The sequence below is a fragment of the Streptomyces pluripotens genome, assembly GCF_000802245.2.
Taxonomy (GTDB): Bacteria; Actinomycetota; Actinomycetes; order Streptomycetales; family Streptomycetaceae; genus Streptomyces; species Streptomyces pluripotens.
The window spans coordinates 738,141-756,870 of the sequence record NZ_CP021080.1; the positions used below are offsets into that span (position 1 = coordinate 738,141).

18 protein-coding genes and 3 pseudogenes are annotated in these 18,730 nt (G+C 68.5%); 8 read left to right on the forward strand and 13 right to left on the reverse strand.

What is annotated here, in order from left to right; all coding sequences use genetic code 11:
• Nucleotide 1: 1 nt before the first annotated feature.
• Nucleotides 2–763, reverse strand: a complete 762-nt coding sequence (gene fabG, locus LK06_RS03145; RefSeq protein WP_039654135.1) for a 3-oxoacyl-ACP reductase FabG — start codon at nt 761–763, stop codon at nt 2–4.
• Nucleotides 764–1,152: 389 nt separating this feature from the next.
• Between fabG and LK06_RS03150 the strand changes: the two genes are divergently transcribed.
• Nucleotides 1,153–1,665 carry a transposase gene (locus LK06_RS03150; protein WP_159025268.1) on the forward strand — a complete coding sequence of 171 codons (513 nt, stop codon included), beginning with the start codon at nt 1,153–1,155 and terminating at the stop codon, nt 1,663–1,665.
• Between the two features lie 232 nt (nt 1,666–1,897).
• Nucleotides 1,898–3,217 (forward strand): ISL3 family transposase, encoded by a 1,320-nt coding sequence (locus tag LK06_RS03155; protein ID WP_043432648.1) that lies wholly within the window; start codon nt 1,898–1,900, stop codon nt 3,215–3,217.
• 130 nt (nt 3,218–3,347) lie between these two features.
• Here the strand turns inward: LK06_RS03155 and LK06_RS32980 are convergent, their stop codons facing one another.
• The 4 genes and pseudogenes from LK06_RS32980 to LK06_RS03170 form a co-directional block, all read right to left on the reverse strand.
• Nucleotides 3,348–4,178 (reverse strand): hypothetical protein, encoded by an 831-nt coding sequence (locus tag LK06_RS32980; RefSeq protein ID WP_159025269.1) that lies wholly within the window; start codon nt 4,176–4,178, stop codon nt 3,348–3,350.
• A 597-nt stretch (nt 4,179–4,775) separates the two neighbouring features.
• Nucleotides 4,776–5,012, reverse strand: coding sequence for a hypothetical protein (locus LK06_RS33625; protein WP_167747924.1), 237 nt, complete (start codon nt 5,010–5,012; stop codon nt 4,776–4,778).
• A gap of 201 nt (nt 5,013–5,213) precedes the next feature.
• Nucleotides 5,214–5,425, reverse strand: a pseudogene (locus LK06_RS03165) (helix-turn-helix domain-containing protein); the annotation flags it as partial.
• A 55-nt stretch (nt 5,426–5,480) separates the two neighbouring features.
• Nucleotides 5,481–5,834 (reverse strand): annotated as a pseudogene (locus LK06_RS03170) (hypothetical protein).
• 401 nt (nt 5,835–6,235) lie between these two features.
• On the opposite strand from LK06_RS03170, the gene LK06_RS03175 reads away from it, so the two are divergent.
• Together LK06_RS03175 and LK06_RS03180 are read left to right on the forward strand one after the other, a co-directional pair.
• Nucleotides 6,236–7,741 carry a M1 family metallopeptidase gene (locus LK06_RS03175; protein ID WP_234367346.1) on the forward strand — a complete coding sequence of 502 codons (1,506 nt, stop codon included), beginning with the start codon at nt 6,236–6,238 and terminating at the stop codon, nt 7,739–7,741.
• A 187-nt stretch (nt 7,742–7,928) separates the two neighbouring features.
• Entirely contained in the window at nt 7,929–9,926 is a 1,998-nt protein-coding gene (locus LK06_RS03180; RefSeq protein WP_086083043.1) for an N-acetylmuramoyl-L-alanine amidase, read from the forward strand.
• Between the two features lie 373 nt (nt 9,927–10,299).
• On the opposite strand, the gene LK06_RS03185 is transcribed toward LK06_RS03180, so the two are convergent.
• The 4 genes and pseudogenes from LK06_RS03185 to LK06_RS03200 all read right to left on the reverse strand — a co-directional run bounded on the left by LK06_RS03185 (nt 10,300) and on the right by LK06_RS03200 (nt 12,859).
• Nucleotides 10,300–10,749, reverse strand: a complete 450-nt coding sequence (locus LK06_RS03185) for a DUF3037 domain-containing protein (protein WP_039654137.1) — start codon at nt 10,747–10,749, stop codon at nt 10,300–10,302.
• Nucleotides 10,746–11,543: a HipA family kinase gene (locus LK06_RS03190; protein WP_043435850.1), complete on the reverse strand. Its 798-nt coding sequence runs from the start codon at nt 11,541–11,543 to the stop codon at nt 10,746–10,748. The genes LK06_RS03185 and LK06_RS03190 overlap by 4 nt, the downstream gene beginning before the upstream one ends.
• A 401-nt stretch (nt 11,544–11,944) precedes the next feature.
• Nucleotides 11,945–12,148: pseudogene (locus tag LK06_RS03195) on the reverse strand (transposase); the annotation flags it as partial.
• A 99-nt stretch (nt 12,149–12,247) separates the two neighbouring features.
• A complete protein-coding gene (locus tag LK06_RS03200) occupies nt 12,248–12,859 on the reverse strand; it encodes a TetR/AcrR family transcriptional regulator (protein WP_039654140.1) in 612 nt (203 codons plus the stop codon).
• 86 nt (nt 12,860–12,945) lie between these two features.
• On the opposite strand from LK06_RS03200, the gene LK06_RS03205 reads away from it, so the two are divergent.
• The 3 genes from LK06_RS03205 to LK06_RS03215 are packed head-to-tail and all read left to right on the forward strand — an operon-like array spanning nt 12,946 to nt 15,406.
• On the forward strand, nt 12,946–13,371 hold the full coding sequence (locus LK06_RS03205) for a nuclear transport factor 2 family protein (RefSeq protein WP_039654141.1): 426 nt from the start codon (nt 12,946–12,948) through the stop codon (nt 13,369–13,371).
• The gene (locus LK06_RS03210; RefSeq protein WP_043435852.1) at nt 13,368–14,216 is read left to right on the forward strand and encodes an NmrA family NAD(P)-binding protein; all 849 of its coding nucleotides are present in this window, start codon (nt 13,368–13,370) and stop codon (nt 14,214–14,216) included. Before LK06_RS03205 ends, LK06_RS03210 begins: the two co-directional genes overlap by 4 nt.
• A complete protein-coding gene (locus tag LK06_RS03215; protein ID WP_043435853.1) occupies nt 14,204–15,406 on the forward strand; it encodes an alpha/beta hydrolase family protein in 1,203 nt (400 codons plus the stop codon). Before LK06_RS03210 ends, LK06_RS03215 begins: the two co-directional genes overlap by 13 nt.
• Nucleotides 15,407–15,658: 252 nt before the next feature.
• Here the strand turns inward: LK06_RS03215 and LK06_RS03220 are convergent, their stop codons facing one another.
• Together LK06_RS03220 and LK06_RS32985 are read right to left on the reverse strand one after the other, a co-directional pair.
• Entirely contained in the window at nt 15,659–15,886 is a 228-nt protein-coding gene (locus LK06_RS03220) for a Tn3 family transposase (RefSeq protein ID WP_052319113.1), read from the reverse strand.
• Between the two features lie 142 nt (nt 15,887–16,028).
• The gene (locus LK06_RS32985) at nt 16,029–16,199 is read right to left on the reverse strand and encodes a hypothetical protein (protein ID WP_159025270.1); all 171 of its coding nucleotides are present in this window, start codon (nt 16,197–16,199) and stop codon (nt 16,029–16,031) included.
• A 177-nt stretch (nt 16,200–16,376) separates the two neighbouring features.
• On the opposite strand from LK06_RS32985, the gene LK06_RS03225 reads away from it, so the two are divergent.
• Nucleotides 16,377–16,610 carry a hypothetical protein gene (locus LK06_RS03225; RefSeq protein WP_043435855.1) on the forward strand — a complete coding sequence of 78 codons (234 nt, stop codon included), beginning with the start codon at nt 16,377–16,379 and terminating at the stop codon, nt 16,608–16,610.
• Between the two features lie 548 nt (nt 16,611–17,158).
• On the opposite strand, the gene LK06_RS03235 is transcribed toward LK06_RS03225, so the two are convergent.
• The gene (locus LK06_RS03235) at nt 17,159–17,989 is read right to left on the reverse strand and encodes an SDR family oxidoreductase (RefSeq protein WP_043435858.1); all 831 of its coding nucleotides are present in this window, start codon (nt 17,987–17,989) and stop codon (nt 17,159–17,161) included.
• The gene (locus LK06_RS03240; RefSeq protein WP_043435860.1) at nt 17,986–18,714 is read right to left on the reverse strand and encodes a thioesterase II family protein; all 729 of its coding nucleotides are present in this window, start codon (nt 18,712–18,714) and stop codon (nt 17,986–17,988) included. The genes LK06_RS03235 and LK06_RS03240 overlap by 4 nt, the downstream gene beginning before the upstream one ends.
• Nucleotides 18,715–18,730 lie beyond the last annotated feature (16 nt).

The window sequence follows — 18,730 nt, forward strand, 5'->3', positions numbered from 1 at the left end:
CCTAGTCGAGCGGTCCGCCGGCGACGTACAACACCTGGCCGGAGACGAAGCCGGCCGTCTCGCTGGTGAAGAAGGCGATGGCGCCCGCGATGTCCTCCGGCTCACCGACCCGCTGCACCGGGATCTGGGAGGCGGCGGCCTTCTTGAAGTCCTCGAAGCCCATACCGACGCGGTCGGCGGTGGCCTTGGTCATCTCGGTGGCGATGAAACCGGGAGCGACGGCGTTGGCCGTGATGCCGAACTTGCCCAGTTCGATGGCGAGTGTCTTGGTGAAACCCTGGAGCCCGGCCTTGGCGGCGGAATAATTGGCCTGGCCGCGGTTGCCGAGCGCCGAGGACGACGAGAGGTTGACGATCCGGCCGAAGCCCGCGTCGACCATGTGCTTCTGCACGGCCTTGGCCATCAGGAAGGAACCGCGCAGGTGCACGTTCAGGACGGTGTCCCAATCGGAGACACTCATCTTGAACAGCAGGTTGTCGCGCAGTACACCCGCGTTGTTGACCAGGATCGTCGGCGCGCCGAGCTCGGCCACGATCCGGGCTACGGCCGCCTCGACCTGCGCCTCGTCGGAGACGTCCGCGCCGACCGCGATGGCCTTGCCGCCAGCCGCGGTGATCTTCTCGACGGTGTCCTTGCAGGCGGCCTCGTCGAGGTCGATCACGGCGACCGCACGACCCTCGGCCGCCAGCCGCACCGCGGTGGCGGCACCGATGCCGCGCGCCGCGCCGGTGACAATCGCGACCCGCTGTTCAGTGGTGGACATTGCTGCTTCTCCTCGCCCTTGAGAGAACCGGTCGCCCTTGAGGGAGCCCGTCGGAGGTCCCCCAGAGGACCCCTCGCGCAGTGAGCGACCGCTTAGTACCTTCAGCACCCGTGACGCTAGAAGCCCTGGCACCCGGTGTCAACGGCACACCGTTCCCGCGCAGCGACGGGTAGAACACGGTGGTCGAGCCGTTCGCCGCGCCGATCCGCCGGCCGAAGTTCATCGAGACCCGGGACTTCACCCCGATTCGATGAGCCCATACCCCTGCTGAACAGGCAAGACACGGCCAAGGCCCGAACCCGCGGCGGGCCGGGGGATGACGCTTTCCCGGCCCACGCCCCGGCCCGCCAGTGCCCGAAAAGACAGTCGGACCCGTCACCCTTCCGAGGGTGGCGGGTCCGATTGACGTCGACGCGTCGGTGTGGGCGAAAAAAGGGGCGCTGGCCGGGTCGAACCCGGTCGATCGCGGCAAGGGGGGCAGCAAACTACACGTGCTCTCCGAGGCCCAGAGGATCCCTCTGGCTGTCGCGGTGTCCGGCGCGAACGCCCACGACAGCCTGCCCCTCAAGCCGCTGATCCGCGGTATACCCGCCATCCGCTCCCACCGCGGGCCACAGCGGCGCCGGCCGGTCAAGCTCCGCGCGGACCAGGCGTACTTCTCCGCCGCGCACCTCACCTGGCTGCGAGAGCGAGGGCTCGTCCCGCGCATCGCACGGCCCGGGATCGAATCGAGCGAGCGGTCCGGCCGGCATCGCTGGAAGATCGAGCGGTCGATCGCCTGGCTGTTCGGCTACCGCCGACTCACCGTCCGGTTACGAGCAAAAGGGCTCCCACTTCCTCGTCCCCCCGGCCTCGCAACCGCCCTCACCTGCTGCATGAAGCTCGCGAAACTCACCACGTGAGACGTTCTCTTACTCTTACGAGATCCGGCGCCAACACAACGCCGACGGTGTTGAAGCGGACGGTGGGAGGCAAACTGGGTCTTCGAAGTTGAGCGGTGCGCTGGTTCGGCTTGCTGACACGGCGTCACGCTCCGTGTTGGGTCGGGCTGCTTGGCCCTGGACGCAAGATGCCCGTGGCCCTGCGTGATCATTTCTGTTCTCTACGCAGAACGATCATGCAGGAGCCACGGGCTTGCTCAACGATACGACGTTGCTGCTCGACCTCGACGGGGTGTCCGTCGTCCGGGTCGAGCGGCTGGCGGGCGGGATACGCCGGGTCCACTTGGCCACGGCCGATGACAGGGCCCGGGCGTGCCCGGCCTGCGGGGTGTTCGCCACCAGAGTGAAGGGCTCGGCGGTGACCCGGCCCCGCGATCTGCCGTACGGCGAGAGCGGACTGGAGTTCCGCTGGCACAAGCGCCGCTGGTGGTGCCGGGAGGCCGGCTGTCCGCGCCGGTCCTTCACCGAGCAGATCCCGCAGCTACCGGCCGGCGCACGGATCACCATGCGACTGCGCGGTGCCGCCGGACGGCGAATACGCGACGCCGCCTCCACCGTCATCCAGGCCGCCCGGGATCTGCGTCTGTCCTGGCCGACCGTGATGGACGCCTTCCGCGCCGTCGCAAACGAGGTCACCGACGCCCCGCTGCCCGAGGTGAAGGTGCTGGGCATCGACGAGACCCGGCGCGGACGGCCGCGCTGGGAACAGGACCCCGCCACGGGCAAGTGGATGCTGACGCGCGACCGGTGGCATACGGGGTTCGTCGACGCGCTCGGCACCGGCGGCCTGCTCGGACAGGTCGAGGGCCGCACCGTCGCCGATGTGCTCGCCTGGCTCACCGCCACCCCGCTGACCTGGAGAAAGAGCATCGAGTACGTGACCATCGACATGTCGGCCACCTACCGCGCCGCCGTCCGCACCGGTCTCCCGCAAGCCACCGTCGTGGTCGACCACTTCCACGTCGTCCAGCTCGCCAACAAGATGCTGTCCATGGTCCGGCGCCGCACCACCGCCGAGACGCGCGGCCGACGCGGGCGCGCCAGTGACCCGGAATGGAAAGCCAGGCGGCGCCTGCTGCGCAACCGCGAGGACCTCACCGACGAGCAGTTCGCCACGATGTGGAACACGCTGCTGGGCGAGGGGAGGATCGGCCAGACCCTGCTGACGGCATGGATCGCCAAGGAGAACCTGCGCAACCTCCTCGCCTTGGCGAGAACCGGCGCCGACCGTCACCAAGTCGGCCACGCCCGCTGGAAGTTCCTCACATGGTGCGCGGACTCCGACATCCCCGAGGTGCGGCAGCTCTCCGTCACCGTCGACCGCTGGTGGGCCGAGATCGCCGCATTCATCGACACCGGGCACAGCAACGCCAAGAGCGAAGGCATCAACCGCGTGATCAAGCTCGTCGCCCGCAACGCGTTCGGCCTTCGCAATGCCGACAACCAGCGGCTACGGACACGCTGCGTCACCACCCGCCGAGCCCGCGGACACCTCCGCACCGCTCAACTTTGAAGACCCGGCAAACTCCAACGTTTCACACGCCCGGCCGCGTATCCGGCTGCCAGAGCGGACCATGGTCGTCCCCCGCCGGTCCGCTGGGAACAACCACTTTGGCGGGCTACGCAGTCAGGCCCCGGCCGCATCACCTCGTGTTTTCAGCCGGTTCGCAGGCCCCGAGCTCAGAGCACAGACCTTGCAGGAAGGTACCGAGAGCCGCGCCAGCAACCGCGCTTACGGCGGTGACCAACATACCCGCGATCATCGTAGCGGTGAGTCCAGAGGCAGCTGCCAGGGCGACAACGGCCGCGGTTCCCGCCAGGGCGGCCACCCCACCCGACGCAGCGACAATGACAACCGCTGTCGCGACAGCCGCTGCGGCTAGGGTTGCAAACCCGGTCTTGCACCCGGTGCAGACCCACCAGTTCGCCTTTTCCGCGTCCCCCATCTCCGCGTACTCCACGAATTTGATGCTGCGCAGATATTCCACGAATTGATCCCACGGGCTTACCTCACCCTCCCTCAGCATGTCTTCTATGTTGTACCTGGCAGCAGCCGGGAAGCCTGTCTTGTAGAGCAATCGCAGCGGATCAGCATCCCAAAAAGGACGCAGATCGGGCGCATTACGTATATGCGTTATGATTTCCGGCAAAAGAGGTCCGCAATCAAGCAGGTCGCGGCGCAGAGGAACCGTCTGCTTCGTACGCCCCCCGATAACGGTGACGTCAGCTTCAGCATGACCCCAGTCGAATCCGAAGACGCCGTCGCCACCATACGGAACCTCTACACCGTTAATCTCAAGAAGCAACCCCTTATCTTTTATCAGCAGGGAACCTACAGCGCTCGGCGCCACGATGTACGTCCCACCCGGAATGAGCGGATCCCCCACTGCCGGAAAACTGACATCCTCGTCGAGGCCGCCAAAAATCCTACCCGGCTCTTTGGTCCACGAGTTGATGGTCTGGATTCTCCACATGATCCGCCACCCTTTCAGGGTTATCCAAGGTGCACCAACGCAACCGATGCACAAAAAGAGCGTATAAACAGTCGCGATTCACTGTCGAGTGAATCGAAGCAGATGAGTGAAGATCGCATTACAGTGGTTCCCCAGCGCCAGCACAGACCTTGACCTCGATTCCTCCGAGGGCTGACCGCGGTGTTGTGATCGGCTGGCCGCTCGATATATCCCGTGCCGTGTCGAGGACTGGCCGTCACGTGTCGCTGTGGGGGCGTCGGGTTCCACGGACCCGCGGGTGGTGCGGTCTTCTCCTCTCCGATGTCGTCGGGGTGATGGCCGGCCGTCAAGTGCGGGCCAGGTGCGGGGTGCGTCTGCGGGCGTGGGCGGTGAGCCGGGCGGGTAGGCGGTACAGCTTCATCCGGAAGTCTCCGGCTGCGCGGCGGCGAGTACGGGCTCGTCGCGTAGGAGGAGGAGCCGCGTCCAGGCGTCGAGGTCGGCGGCGATCGTGGCGGCTCGTACCCAGGCGGAGTTGAGCTGCCAGGACTTCGAGGATGGCAGCCCGAGGCCGACCCGCTTGACTTGATCGCTTTGACACGGTCCTCGACCTTCGCGTGATCAGTAGAGGGCATCGACGAACCACACCTGTCCGGAGCCCGGCACCCCGGAAAGTCCCTGGTGGGCGGGGAAGTTCGTGGCGGTGATCTGGTAGCGCCGGCCGTTGCGCTCTTCGAAGGTGGTCAGCTCTTCGCATCCCACCGTGAGGGTGTTGACCCGGCGCACGATCAGCCGCATTCTCTCGGACCAGGCGGTCAGCTCGGCGACTTCGCCGAGAAGCGCCATCTCACGAGCCATCACGGGACGCCCCTGGCAATGGGCGCTCTGCCGCATCGCCGGGGCACGTGACACGAGCCTCGGCTCCGATCCGTCTCCCCGGCTCCAGTCCCTCCTGCCGGCTCCGCTTGGGTGTGCGCAGATGGTTGGGTAGCGAGGTGAAGACGGGCAGAGGCGGCGGTTCCAGCGCGGCATTGGGGGCGATGTCGTACGGATCACCGACGGTGCGAGCTGGCGCATGGTCAGGTTCGTACGCCAGTTCGCTGCGACCAGCAGGATCCGGTCCTCCAGTGGAAGGCTCCGCAGTCGGCCCTTGCGGACCACGTCCGTTACCTCGCACCGCAGAACCGTCACCAGCTTCCGAAGGTGCGCGGGCTCCGCCCGGTGAACGGGGCTGTCCAGGACGACTCCGACGCCGGGATCGCACCAGCCACAGCAAGATCATTGCACCCGGACCAGTAGGGTAGGTCCGTCAGCAAGAGCCCCGTCTCAGCGGAACTCGTGGACGACCCGGATCTCGCCTACGATGTGGGCGTTGAAGTCGTCCGGTTCCTCGGCCGGAACCCAGAGCTTGAGGATCGTCCGCCCGCCGGCCTGCTGGATGGGATACCGGCTCAAGAACTCCGACTCGACCTCAAAACGAGTGACGAAGCCGGCGTCATCGTGCTTCACGTTCCAGTCCCGTGCGATCCTGACCGCAGAAGTCCTCGTTGAAGACCGGGGAGAAGATCGGCTGCTCGGGCAGTGGGGCGGCCAGGCACGCCAGTTCAGCTCGCACACCAGATCCAGCTCCTTGGGGCCGGTGGGGCGCCACGGGGTCGTCGTTGACTGCTGGCTGGTCATCTGCATCATGCTCTGCACACAGGCCGTCCGTACGGCGGGGTCCGGAGCCCGGGCGATACCGGCACCACGAACCGGCAGCCATACCGTTTCCGCACCCCTACCCGCTCCGTGACCAGCGGTTGCGGGGCACCCCTCAGCCTGCGGCATCGATGGGTTGGCCGCTTCAGCATGCCCGTGCGTGAGGTGCGGCTGGAGGACCTGCTGCCGCAGCCGGCCGCAGGGCAGGGCGAGGAGGTGGAGGCCAGCGGCGCTCCACGGCGGACCGCGACCCGGAGAGGAGAGGAAGCCCCTGCGGTCCACGACGCCGCAGGACCCACCCCCGCACACATGCCCCATCAGCACACAGTCCGTCAAAACATGCATTTTATGCGATAAATCTATATCACTGCCATAGTGCAGTCATGAAGATCACGATTCCGGCTCTCGCCCTCGGCCTCGCGGGCGCCGGCGCGTGCACCGCCGCCGTTGTCTTCGCCGACGTGCCTCCCCACCGACCCCACCGCTCGCCCGCTCCCGGCCCGGTGGCCTCGTCAGGACCGGCCGCGTCTCCCGGCTCGCCGGGCATCGGCGATCCGCTGATGCCACGCGCAGGCAACGGCGGCTATACGGTCCGCCATTACACGCTCGACTTCGACTGGCGGGCACCGCGAACGCCCTTCGCCGCCCGGGCCGTCATCCGCGCCTCTGCCACACAGTCCCTGTCCCGCTTCGATCTCGACTTCGCCGGCAACACGCTCCACACCATCACGGTCGACGGCACGCCGGCCGCCGCCGTCCGCGACGGCGACGAACTCGTCATCACTCCCGCGAAACCGATCCCCCGCGGAGACACGTTCACCGTCCGCGTCACCTACACCGCCGATCCGACGCAGCGACGTCACCGCGACGACGCGATCCAGGACTACGGCTGGGTACCCACACCCAACGGCACCGTGCTCTACGCACAGCCCGACGGCGCAAAAATGATCTTCCCGGCGAACGACCACCCGAGCCTGCGGGCGCCGGTGACCTTCCACGTCACCACCCCTCCGGACGTCAGCGCGGTGGCCAACGGGCGCCTCGTCGGCACCGCCCGGAGACCGGACGGACGCGTCAAGTGGACCTACGACTCCGAACAGCCGATCGCCGCGCAGCTGGTGCAAGTGGCGATCGGCAGGTTCACGTTCGTCGACCGCACCGGCCCGGGCGGGCTCCCCGTACGGGACGTGGTCCCGAACGGTCTGGTCAGCGGGACCGAGGCGTACCGCTCCCTCGTTCCGGACCACCTTTCCTGGCTGGAACAGAGGCTCGGCCCGTACCCGTTCCGCCGCTACGGCGTCCTGGTAGGGGACGGCGAACTGCCCGTGGCGTTGGAGACCCAGTCCCTGTCCGTCGTACCGAAGGGCGACCTGACGGGCGACCGGATCGATGCCGAACGCGATCTCGTCCACGAGCTGGCCCACCAGTGGACCGGGGACAGCGTCGCCATCCGGCGTTGGTCCGACCTGTGGCTGAGCGAGGGGCACGCCCGCTTCTACGAGCGTCTGTACTCCGACGAACACGGTGGCACCGACCTGGAAGACGCCATGCAGGCGGCCTACGAGCAGCACGACCAGTGGCGGTACGACGCGGGGGCACCGGCCGAGCCCACGGAACCCACCCTCTTCAAGGCGATGCGCTACGACGGATCGGCGCTGGTGTTGTACGCCCTACGGGAAGAGGTCGGCCCGGAGACCTTCGACAGGATCGAGCGGTCCTGGGTGACGACCTACCGGGGCCGCGCGGCCGGCACCCAGGACTTCGTCTCCCTCGCCTCCCGGGTCGCCGGCGAGGACCTGAAGCCCTTCCTGACCCCCTGGCTCTACGGACCGCACACCCCGCCGATGCCGGGCCATCCCGACTGGCGGGTGGACCCGGTCGAGGACTGAGCGGACCGCGTTCGGACGGGCGCCGGGAGCAGCCCCACGCCGCTGACCGAGTGGCCTGCGGCGGATGGCTCCGCCACCTTGGTGACCCTTGGCGCGACGCAGCGCGCCGGGCACGGCAACGTACGAGGGGGGTGTGAAGGACAACTCCGCTGTCCTGGTGACGACGAGCGAGTCTGGAGAACCGTGTATGAGGAGAACGGCCGCCTCATGTGTGCCCGACGTACTCCGCGGACACCGCCGGAAGGCATGTCTGCTCGCCTCCGCGGCGCTGATGGCACCGGTGCTGTTCGTCCCGGCGTCCGGCCGGCACGAGGCACCGGACCAGTTACAGGACGTCTTCGCGGACGCCGCCCACGCGTACCACGTACCGCAGAGCGTACTGATGGGCGTGTCCTACATGCAGTCACGATGGGACGCCCATCCGGGTGATCCGAGCGTCGCGGGCGGCTACGGGCCGATGCACCTACTGGACGTCGGAACCGGCCGGGGTCGGTTCCCCGCGCCGGCGGCGGGTCCCCCGGCGCGGCACGGCGCGCACACGGGGCCGGCGCACGCGCCCGCCGCACATGCATCCGGCGCCCCGCGCAGCCACGCGGGGCAGTCGGCGACCCTGGAGCGCGCCGCTCGTCTGATCCGGCTCCCGGCCGGACGCCTGCGGACGGACCCGGCCGCCAACGTGCGCGGCGGCGCGGCGCTGCTGGCGGCCACACAAAGGCAGCTCGGCAAGCCTCTCAGCGACGATCCGGCGGACTGGTGGGAAGCGGTGAAGCGCTTCGCCGGCACCCAGGACACCACGTCGGCGACGACGTACGCGCACGACGTCTTCGCCCTGATCCGCAAGGGAGCGCACCGCACCACCGCTGAGGGAGAGGACGTCACCCTCAACCCCAGACCCGGTGTTCGCCACCACATCACCCGGCCACAGCCGACGCGGCGGCAGCAGGAGGTCGAGTGCCCCCCGGAACTCTCCTGCGACTGGCTCAGCGCGCCGCACGAGGAGATCGATGACGGCGAATACGGCAACTACGACCTCGCCGACCGGCCCCGGGACCAGAAGATCGAGTACATCGTCATCCACGACACCGAAGCCCGGTTGCCGATCATGTTCCAGACGGTGCAGGATCCGACGGAGGCGTCCTGGCACTACTCGATCCGCTCCCGGGACGGCCACATCACCCAGCATGTCCGGACCAAGGACGAAGCCTGGCACTCCGGCAGCCAGTTCGTGAACGCCCGGTCGATCGGCATCGAGCACGAGGGGTTTCTGAGCCGGCCCGGCACCTGGTACTCGGAACCGATGTACCGGGCCTCCGCACGCCTGGTGCGCTATCTGGCGAAGAAGTACGGCATCCCGCTCGACCGGCAGCACATCTTCGGCCACTACGACGTGCCGTCACCGACCGCCGCCACCATCCCGGACATGCACGACGACCCCGGTCCCTTCTGGGACTGGCGGCACTACTTCGACCTCCTCGGCGCGCCGTTGCGGTCCACGGCCGGACCGGGCAGCGGCATGGTGATGATCCTGCCGGACTACGCCGCCCACAAGCCGGTGTTCACCGGGTGCGACGACAGCGGTGGACCGTGTCCGCCGCACGGCTCCAGTGCCGTCCGCCTCCACACGGAACCGGACGAGGACGCCCCGCTGGTCCAGGACCCGGGCCGCAGGCCGGACGGCGACGACTCCACGGAGGACGTCAACGACCTGGGGTCGCGCGTCTCCGCCGGCCAGATCTTCGCCGTCGCCGGACGCAGCGGCGCGTGGACGGCCATCTGGTACCAGGGCCGGAAAGCATGGTTCAAGAATCCGGGTGGGCACCCCACGGCCGTCGGCGCGAGCGGCCGGATGGTGAGGCCGAAGAAGGGCCTGGACGAGATCCCGGTGTTCGGACGTGCCCTGCCGGAGGAGGACGCCTACCCGGAGAGCATCCCGGAGAAGCCGGAGTCACCGCTTCCGTACCGCTTGCTGGCGGGGCAGCGGTACGTGACACAGGCCAGCCTCGACGGGTCGTATGTCGTCAGGTCATCGTTCTCCGACACGGCCGACCCGGTGGTGAAGGGCCAGGAGAGGTACTACGAGATCCAGTTCGGCCACCGGCTCGCCTACGTCCGGGCGAGCGACGTGGACGTGGTGAGCGCACCGGTCGCGGCGGGACCGCCGGCGGCATCCGGGTCCCGCCCGTGACGGCACGAGTGGGAGCCTCGACGACACACTCCCGTCAGGCCGGCCAGTGTGGTCAGATCCCCCTCACCACGACCGGGTGATGAGCCGGATCGAGCTCGCGCAGCAGGAACTCCACGGCCTGTCGGAAGACGCTGATGGTGGCGGAGGTGCCGCTCCCGTCGCCCAGGTGCACCCTGTCGGCGGGCTACCGACGCGGTTGCCCCTCCCCCGGGGATGCCCCGCACTCACGGGTGCGGGGCACCGCGGGCCGGCCATGGGCAGACAGCCGGCACGCCTTCGCCCAACGGGCAGCGAGAGCCGCGTGACCAGCGGTCTCCTGTGGCCGGTACGTTCCACGTCCCCTGCCAACGCCACATCCCGCAGGCGTGATCGACTACCTCACCAGGAGGTCCAACAGCCGTTCCGCCTCGGCGGCCGGGTCGGCTGTCAGACCGGTGTGCACCGGGCCGGGTTGGACGACGGTGGAACGGGGTGCGATCAGCCACCGGAAGCGCCGTCCGGCATCGTCCCGGGCCGCCTGCCCGGCCGCGTCCCCGCCCGTGCACACCTTCTTCACGGCCTCGAGCGCGGCCTGGATTCCGGCCACGTCGGCCCGTGGGTCCAGCGCCAGCAGCCGGGCCTCATCCAGATAGATGCGGGCGCCGACGTAGGCCTGCGCGCGAGAGTAGACGATCACACCCGCGTTGATGCACTCCCCGCGCTCCACCCGGGGCACGACCCGCAGCAGTGCGTACTCGAACACGTCCCGATCGCCGCCCTGACCCGCCCGGGTGATGTGCCGCTCGGTCACATGGCCGGCCACGTGGACGTGGCGCTCGCTCACTTGCCCTCCTCGGTGCCGTTGGTGCCGTTGGTGCCGTTGGTGCCGATGCCGGTGATGCGCTGGTGGACGGAGGCCGCCCGGGCGAGCAGGGGCCGGGCGTAGGCCCGGCGCAGGTCGTCGGCGGTGTCGAAGCCCGGCTCGTCGGCCAGCCAGGCGTCGGGGATCTCGGCGGTGACCTCGGCGAGCAGATCCTCGGTGACGAGGGGGGCCAGTTCGGCCGCCGCGGCGGCGACGTCGGGGGCGAAGCGGGCGAGGGCGTGGTCGGAGGCGTCGTAAGGGCGGGCCGCGGCGGCTTCTGCGGAGGACCAGTTGTGGTGCCAGATCATCGTGGCACCGTGGTCGATGAGCCATAGCTCGCCCTGGTGCACCAGGAGATTGGGGTTCCGCCAGGAGCGGTCGACGTTGTTGACCAGCGCGTCGAACCAGATGATCCGACCGGCCTCCTCGGGGTTCACCGGAAAGGCGAGCGGGTCGTAGCCGAGGGCACCCGAGAGGAAGTCCATCCCGAGGTTGGTGCCGCCGCTGGACCTCAGCAGCTCCTGCACCTGCTGCTCGGGTTCGCCCAGCCCCAATACCGGGTCCAGCCACAGAGCGACCAGCCCGGGTGTACGGAATCCGAGGCGTCCGGCGAGCTCGCCGCACACCACCTCGGCAATCAGTGTCTTGCGGCCCTGTCCGGCGCCGGTGAACTTCATGACGTACGTGCCCAGGTCGTCGGCTTCGACCAGCCCCGGCAGCGAACCTCCCTCACGCAAGGGCGTGATGTAGCGAGTCGCAGTGACCTCTTTCAGCATTTTCCCAGACCACCCGCATCTTCAGCCTTGCAAACCATGATCGCCTTCGGGGGCTTCCCCCACGGGGAATCCCCGTCAACTTCCTTGGAGGGATTCTGGGGAGTTTCGCCTGACACCCAGCTCTCCCTGCTTTCCGAGCAGTCCGTCGATGGCGGTACGCCCCCTGCTTCCGGCCTCCGGCATGAAGTGTGCATAGTAACCGAGGGTGATCGCGGGCAAGGAATGCCCTAACCCGGCCCTAACTCCGATCATTCGTGGCGGTCCGCCGGTTCTTCGGCGGACCGTTTCGGCTGTTCGGGCTGGTGGTGGCCAGGCTGATGGCCCGGCTGTCGCGTCGGGTGGGCGCCGGGTTCCACCTCTCCGGTCGGGTGGTGCTGCTTGCAGGGACGGGAACGTGCTGGTCAGCCGGGGTTCGGGAGAGCTTCGAGCCGTGCCAGTGCGCCGGTGATCACGTCGGTCCAGGGCCGGTGGCGGGCGAACCGCAGATACCGGCGGCGGGCAGTGGTGACCAGTTGGGCGGCGGAGAAGAGGCGGAGCCGGCGGCGGCGGGGCTCCCACCTGCGGGTTTCGCCGGTCAGGGCGAGCATGGGCATCCACGCGAGCATCGAAGATCGGAAGGGGTTCGGCGCACCGTTCTTGATCTTGCTCGGGCAAAGGGTCGTTTCCGAGCGGCATCACTGTTCAAGGACTCGGCCGATCCTCGATCACTCCTTGGCGGTCACCCCTTGCAGTGGGCCGGAGGCCAGGACTCTGGCGACGAAGTCCGCCAGCTGTGACCGCATTCTTTCCCGCGGCATGCGCTCTTCTCCGGACAGGTACTCGACGAGGTCAGCGCGTGTGGCAGCGAGCAGGGCATGGGCGGTGAAGTCGCAGTCGGTCAGGCCGGGGATCTGCTCCAGTACGGCTCGGAGCAAGCTGTGCCACCGCTCGTAGTGCTCCGCCCGGTACGGGCTGGTACTCCCGCCTTCCTCCAGGGCCAGCGCGAGACGCCGGTTGTCGAGTTTGAAGCACAGGACAGCATCCAGCAGGGCGGGTACGCGATCGTGCGGTGGGGTCGCGGGTCCCAGGGGTGGTGGGCCGGTCTCGACGGCCTGCCTGATCGGTTCGAGCCGTGCCTCGTACAGCGCACGGAGCAGCCCGGCGCGATCGCCGAAGGCCCGGAAGAGCGTGCCCTTGCCGACGCCGGCCGCAGCCGCGACGTCAGCCATGGTGACGTCCTCGGGACTCTCACGGCGAGTGAAGAGGACATCGGCGGCCGCGAGCACGGCCTCCCGGTTGCGGATGGCGTCCTTGCGAGACGACTGGCGTTCGGGCATGCCGCTCCTTCCCTTTACAAAACGGACCCGCGGTCCATATCGTTGAAGTGGACCCAGGGTCCGGATTCTATGACTGGAGGATACCCATGTCCGCACCGACCTCCCCGGCGGATCTATACCGCCACAGCCTGCGGCTCCTGCTCGACAAGAACATTCCCGCGTGGGTCGCCCTGTGGGCCGAGGACGGCCTCATGGAGTTCCCCTTCGCCCCCGACGGCTGGCCCCGGCGTCTGGAGGGCAAGGAGGCCATCGCCACCTACATGCGCCACTACCCTGACCACATCGACCTGCACGACTTCCCCGACCTGCGGATCCACCAGACCACCGATCCGGCGACCATCGTGGTCGAGATGCGCGGCGTCGGCCGCCTGGTGGAGAGTGACGCTCCCTTCGACATGACCTACATCGCCGTCGTGACCGTTCGAGACGGGCACATGTCCTCCTACCGCGACTACTGGAACCCCCTCGCCGTCCAGGAGCCCGGCGTCGACTTCGTCGGGAGCAGCCGATGAGCACCGCCAGCACCACTTTGGTCATCGGCGCCACCGGCACCACCGGAAGCCGCACCGCCGCACAGCTGATGGCCGCAGGGCACGGCGTCAAAGCCGCCAGCCGCCGGGCCACCCCGGTCGCCGGCGCAGAGCCGGTCCCCTTCGACTGGTACGACCCCGCCACCCACGCGGCCGCCCTCGACGGCGTCGACCGCGTCTACCTCATACCGCCCCTGGGCGACCCCGACCCCGCGGCGACCATGCTGCCGTTCCTCCGGCAGGCCCGCCCGGCCGGCGTACACCGCGCGGTGTTGCTGAGCTCCTCGGCCATCCCCGAGGGCGGCCCGGCGGTGGGAACGGTGCACCAGGCCCTGCCCGATCTGTTCGAGCAATGGGCGGTACTGCGGCCCTCGTGGTTCATGCAGAACTTCACCGGCACGCACGCGCACGCCCGCAGCATCCGCGACGAGGGCATCATCTGGACCGCCACCGCGAGCGGCCAGGTCGGCTTCGTCGACGCCGAGGACATCGCGGCCGTCGCCGTGCGCGCTCTGACCGACGAGCAAGCCCCCAACACCGATCTCGTCCTCACCGGGCCCGAGGCACTCGGCTACGACGACATCGCCGCGGTTATCACTGAGGTCACCGGTCGGCCCGTGGTCCACCGCCGTCTGTCCTACGAGCAGATGCGCGATCGCCTCACGACGCAGGTGCCGGTGGAGTTCGCCGCAATGCTGGCCGGCATGGACCGTGCCGTCGCCGAAGGGGCGGAGGACCGCGTCACCGACACCGTCCAGCGCCTCACCGGTCGGCCCCCGCGCACCTTCCGGGCCCTCGTTGAGAGGGAGATGCGATGCAGCAGCTGATGTTCCAGGACGATCAGCAGTTCTGGTTCGAGACCCTGCGTAATCTCGGCCTGGCCGTCTACGGAGGCTCGGACGTCGGTGAAGTCGTCGCAACCGCCTCCCACGTCGCCTCCGGCGACTACGACGGCTGGCACGACGCCTGGCTGTCCACCGCCAAACGTCTGGAGGCCGAAGCTCGCGCAAGCCACCCCGTCAGCGCGCGGGACGGGCTGCTGCGGGCTTCCACCTACTACCGGGCGGCCGAGTTCTTCCTCCATGGCAACCCCCACGACCCGCGCATCGACCACGCCTACCAGCACGGTGTCGCCTGTTTCCGCGATGCCGTCGCCCACCTCCCGGGTATCACTCCCGTGCAGATCCCCTACGAGGACGCCGTATTGCACGGCTACTTCTACCGGGCGGCAGGCGAGGGCCAGCAGCCGACGCTGGTGATGCACAACGGATTCGACGGCGCCGCCGAAGAGCTGCACTTCCTCGGCGCCGGCGGCGGACAGGAACGCGGCTACCACGTCCTGACCTTCGACGGCCCCGGGCAGCCCGCGGCCATCCACCGGAACGGGCTGATCTTTCGACCGGACTGGGAAAACGTGGTCGGCCCCGTCCTGGACTTCCTCACCCAGCACCCGGGCGTCGACCCCGCCCGCATCGCGCTGCTCGGCGTCAGCCTCGGCGGCTATCTGGCGCCTCGCGCGGCAGCCTATGAACGGCGCCTCGCAGCTGTCATCGCCCTCGACGGTGTCTTCGACGCCGTCTCCGCCCTGACCGCACACCTCCCGCTGCCGCACGACGAGGTGGTTCGGCGCGCGGCAGCCGAGCACGACGGGGAACTGGACCACATCATCGCCGACGCCCGTGCGCAGAGCCCCACCTTGCGCTGGGCCTGCGACCATGGCCGCTACGTCACGGGAACCTCGACCGACAGGGCCTTCCTGGCCGAGTACGCCCGCTACAACTTCTACGACGGAAGCGCGGAGAAGATCTCCTGCCCCGTCCTGGTATGCGAAGCAGCCGCCGACCTGTTCTACTCCGCCACCGAAGAGCCCGATCCGCGCAAGCTGTACCAGCACCTCACCGCACCGAAGAAGCTCCTGACCTTCACCGAGGAGGAAGGCGGCGACGCGCACTGCCACCCCGGTGCTCTTCGCTTGGCGGTGGCGCGCATCTTCGACTGGCTCGACGACACGATCTGACGCCTGGATCTTCCGCCCCTTGTTCAGGGTGTCGCCCCCGATACCCGGTCTCCTGACGCGCGACCACACCGAAGGCCTGACACACTCACGGCCCGGGCGAGGCAGACCCGGAATTCGAGGTGCACCGAAGCGGCCTTAAGGGCTCGCTTAGGTCCACACCAGCGGAGGAGACAGCTCTGCACTCCGCACCGCTGGGGCACTTGGGCCACCGACGCCTCAACTCACTCACACCCAAGGCAGTCCGGCCCGGCGTCATAGGTGGTGACTCCGGGCCAGGCTGCTTTCGACTGCACGGGCCCGGGGCCATCCGTGCTCGCCGTCCTCCATCTCATCGTCGCTGTGCGGGTCGCGCAGCTGCCGCAGTCCCGGAGCCGGCGGCCGGGTGAAGGCATAGCGGCCCAGGAGGTTGATGTGGTCGTACTGGAGCGGAGAGAGGCGAGCAAGCAGCTCATCGGTGACAGGGAAGCCGTCGACAGCCAACTACTTGACGGCGGCGCCGATAGAGAGGCTGTTGAACAACACCACAGCGTGCAGGGCCAGACCGAGCGCGCCACGCTGGTTCTCCATACCCTCACGATAGTGCTGGCGCAGTTCGCCGCGCTGCCCTCGGGCTGGACGGGGCTCACGATCGTGCGCAGTGCTCGCCGAGGGATGCGCCGAGGACGGCGAACACCTCCTCACACGCTTTCACCACACCGCGGGAGAAGTACTTGTACCGGGTGGTGAAAGCGCCGAGGTATCGCGCTCGCGCACCAGTGCGGGGCACGTCCCGCGAGGTGGTGTAAACGATCACGCGTTTCGCCCTCCGATACCCGGCTCACGATGATCTCCCCGTTGGCGGCCTGGTTGCCGTGGACGGCACCACCCTGCCCGCCCCCGACGAGAAGGCGGTGGCCCGGCGCTACCGCAAGCACATCGGGAAGGTCCGCACCTTCGACTAGCCCCTGGTGCGCCTGGTTGCCATCGTGGAATGCGGGACACGCGCTGCGCTGGACGAGGTCTTGGCCCCAACGATGTCACTGAACTCGCCTACGCCCGCCGCCTGCTGGGGTGTCTGGACTCCTCGGTGCTGCTACTGGCGGACGCCTCCTACGACGCCTTCGACCTCCTACAGGCCGTCGCGGACACCCAGACCCGCTTCGTGCTGCGGTCCACCAGGAAACGTATGCCGACCGTGCGCCGCGCGCTGTCCGACGGCTCCTAGTGATCCGAAACGGTTTGGGTTCTGGGTCGTTGGGCGGGTGTGATCGATCTGGTGGGGGACGCACGACATCTGTCGCCGTCGTCGCAGGAGGCCCTTCGGCTAAAGGCGGTGGCCGCGTTGGTGGCAGGGCGGGACCGTGAGGACGTGGCTGCAGTCTTCGGGGTGTCGCTGAAGGCGGTCGACGATGGGTGGGCGCAGTGGCGGACCGGCGGGCGACGCGCTGGTGATGCGTCCTCGTGGCAAGCCAGTCGGGCTGCACCAGGTACTCGGAGCGCGGCCAGCGTCTGGTGGAAGCCGGGCGATGCCACCCGCGCCGGCGTCCTGCCGCTCTGCGGCAACGAGCGTTGGTCCGCTCCGCGCACATCCGAACCCCTCGCATCAGCGCGATGCCGTGCTCGGTTGCGATCAGGGCCAGCTTGCCGAGCGGATCAGTCGCGGTGTGGCTGATGCGGGCGCTGACTCCTGCGCTGGCGGCGTGCTGGGGCAGCGGCGCACAACCTGAAGTGGGATGTACGCAAAACCTTGCAGCGTTCTGGGTCGTCAACGGGTCAGCGAGCGGAGAACCCTCCATCCACAGTGATCACAGCCCCGGTCACCTGTCGGCTCTCGTTGGAGGCCAGCCAGAGTGCTGAGTCGGCGACGTCCTCGGGTTCGATCAGGGCATTCATGGGCTGGTCGCGCATGAAGATTTGTTCGTGCTCGTCAACGGGTACGTCCAGGGAGCGGGCAATCTCGGCCAGCATGCGGCCCTCGACATGGGGGGCGTCGCGGACGGAGCCGGGGCACAGGGCGTTGACGCGGACCTTGTGGGGTCCGTAGTCCAGGGCGGCGGCTTTGGTGAGGCCGACGAGTCCGTGCTTGGCGGCGACGTATCCGGCGAAGTGACGGTAGCCGACCAGGCCCGCTGTCGAGGCAATGTTGATGATGCTTCCCGTTTTGCGCTGGGCCATGAGTCTGCCGGCACAGCGGATCAGCCGCCAGGCTCCGGAGAGGTCGATGTCGAGCATGAGCTGCCACTCGTCCTCTTCGATCTCGTGGGTGGCCTTGCCCGAGGGTGCGGCGATGCCGGCGTTGTTGACGAGGACGTCAAGGTGCCCGAACCGGGCTGCCGCGGCGTTCACGGCCTCCTGAACTTGGTCGAGGTGTCGTACGTCTGTGTGGTGGACGAGTACGGCGGCTCCTTCCTCGCGGCACAGATCTGCGGTGTGGTCGAGCTGGCTGGCCGACCCCAGGGGATAGGGCACGCCGGGGAGGCTCTCAGCGATGTCAAGGAGGGCGAGGTCGGCGCCTTCCCTGGCGAAGGCCATGGCAGTTGCGCGGCCAAGGCCTCGGGCGGCGCCGGTAATCAGAGCGGTCTTGCCGTCGAGTCGGCCGGTCATCGCGGGGTTGCTCCGAGGTCGGGTGCGTCGTCCAGTTCGGCGGCGATGAGGCGGAGAACGCCAGGGCCGTGATCGGTGAGGTACATGTGTCCGCCGGGGAGTTCAGCGGTGGTAAAGGCTGCAGTGGTGACGGCGGCCCACTGCGCGGTCTGGGCTGCGTCGACGAGTTCGTCGTCGGTTCCCCGCAGTGCGGTGATCGGTGTCTTCAGAGGCGTGTCGGTGGAGGGCCGGTAGTTCTCGTGCATCTCGACGTCGGCCCGCAGGACGGGCAGGAGGAGTTCGAGCATCTCGGGGTTCTGCATCGCGTCGTGGGCGTAGCCGGCGAAGCCGCGGACGCGGGTGAGGAACTCCTCGTCGCTGAGTCCGGTGGCCCTGTTGGCACGTGGCTTCCAGGGCCCGGCTGAGCCGCTGACGACCAGGCGCTCCAAGGGGACGGGTCCTCGGTCGGCGATTAGGTGGGCGAGTTCGTAGGCGAGGACCGCTCCGAGACTGTGGCCAAAGACGACGGCGCGTGCGGCGGTTTCCAGTTCGGCCGTGATCCGGTCCCAGGCCTCCTCCACGGCGGCGGAGGCATCCGTGATGGGGTCGTCGAGGAAGCGTTCTTCGCGGCCGGGGAGTTGGACAGCGGTGATGCGGATGCCCTCTGGTGCGTCCTTTTGCCACTTCTTGAAGAAGGAGGCGCCTGCTCCGGCGAAGGGCAGACAGATCAGTGCAGTCGGCTGCATGTGGGGCGCTCTTTCG

What these genes read in the sequence shown, in the direction of transcription:
- LK06_RS03175 (WP_234367346.1), top strand. Translation starts at nt 6,236, where the DNA reads ATGAAGATCACGATTCCGGCTCTCGCCCTCGGCCTCGCGGGCGCCGGC.
- LK06_RS03215 (WP_043435853.1), top strand. Translation starts at nt 14,204, where the DNA reads ATGCAGCAGCTGATGTTCCAGGACGATCAGCAGTTCTGGTTCGAGACC.
- LK06_RS03235 (WP_043435858.1), bottom strand. Translation starts at nt 17,989, where the DNA reads ATGACCGGCCGACTCGACGGCAAGACCGCTCTGATTACCGGCGCCGCC.
- LK06_RS03200 (WP_039654140.1), bottom strand. Translation starts at nt 12,859, where the DNA reads ATGCCCGAACGCCAGTCGTCTCGCAAGGACGCCATCCGCAACCGGGAG.
- fabG (WP_039654135.1), bottom strand. Translation starts at nt 763, where the DNA reads ATGTCCACCACTGAACAGCGGGTCGCGATTGTCACCGGCGCGGCGCGC.
- LK06_RS33625 (WP_167747924.1), bottom strand. Translation starts at nt 5,012, where the DNA reads ATGGCTCGTGAGATGGCGCTTCTCGGCGAAGTCGCCGAGCTGACCGCC.
- LK06_RS03190 (WP_043435850.1), bottom strand. Translation starts at nt 11,543, where the DNA reads ATGCTGAAAGAGGTCACTGCGACTCGCTACATCACGCCCTTGCGTGAG.
- LK06_RS03240 (WP_043435860.1), bottom strand. Translation starts at nt 18,714, where the DNA reads ATGCAGCCGACTGCACTGATCTGTCTGCCCTTCGCCGGAGCAGGCGCC.
- LK06_RS03210 (WP_043435852.1), top strand. Translation starts at nt 13,368, where the DNA reads ATGAGCACCGCCAGCACCACTTTGGTCATCGGCGCCACCGGCACCACC.
- LK06_RS03225 (WP_043435855.1), top strand. Translation starts at nt 16,377, where the DNA reads ATGCGGGACACGCGCTGCGCTGGACGAGGTCTTGGCCCCAACGATGTC.
- LK06_RS03205 (WP_039654141.1), top strand. Translation starts at nt 12,946, where the DNA reads ATGTCCGCACCGACCTCCCCGGCGGATCTATACCGCCACAGCCTGCGG.
- LK06_RS03180 (WP_086083043.1), top strand. Translation starts at nt 7,929, where the DNA reads ATGAGGAGAACGGCCGCCTCATGTGTGCCCGACGTACTCCGCGGACAC.
- LK06_RS32980 (WP_159025269.1), bottom strand. Translation starts at nt 4,178, where the DNA reads ATGTGGAGAATCCAGACCATCAACTCGTGGACCAAAGAGCCGGGTAGG.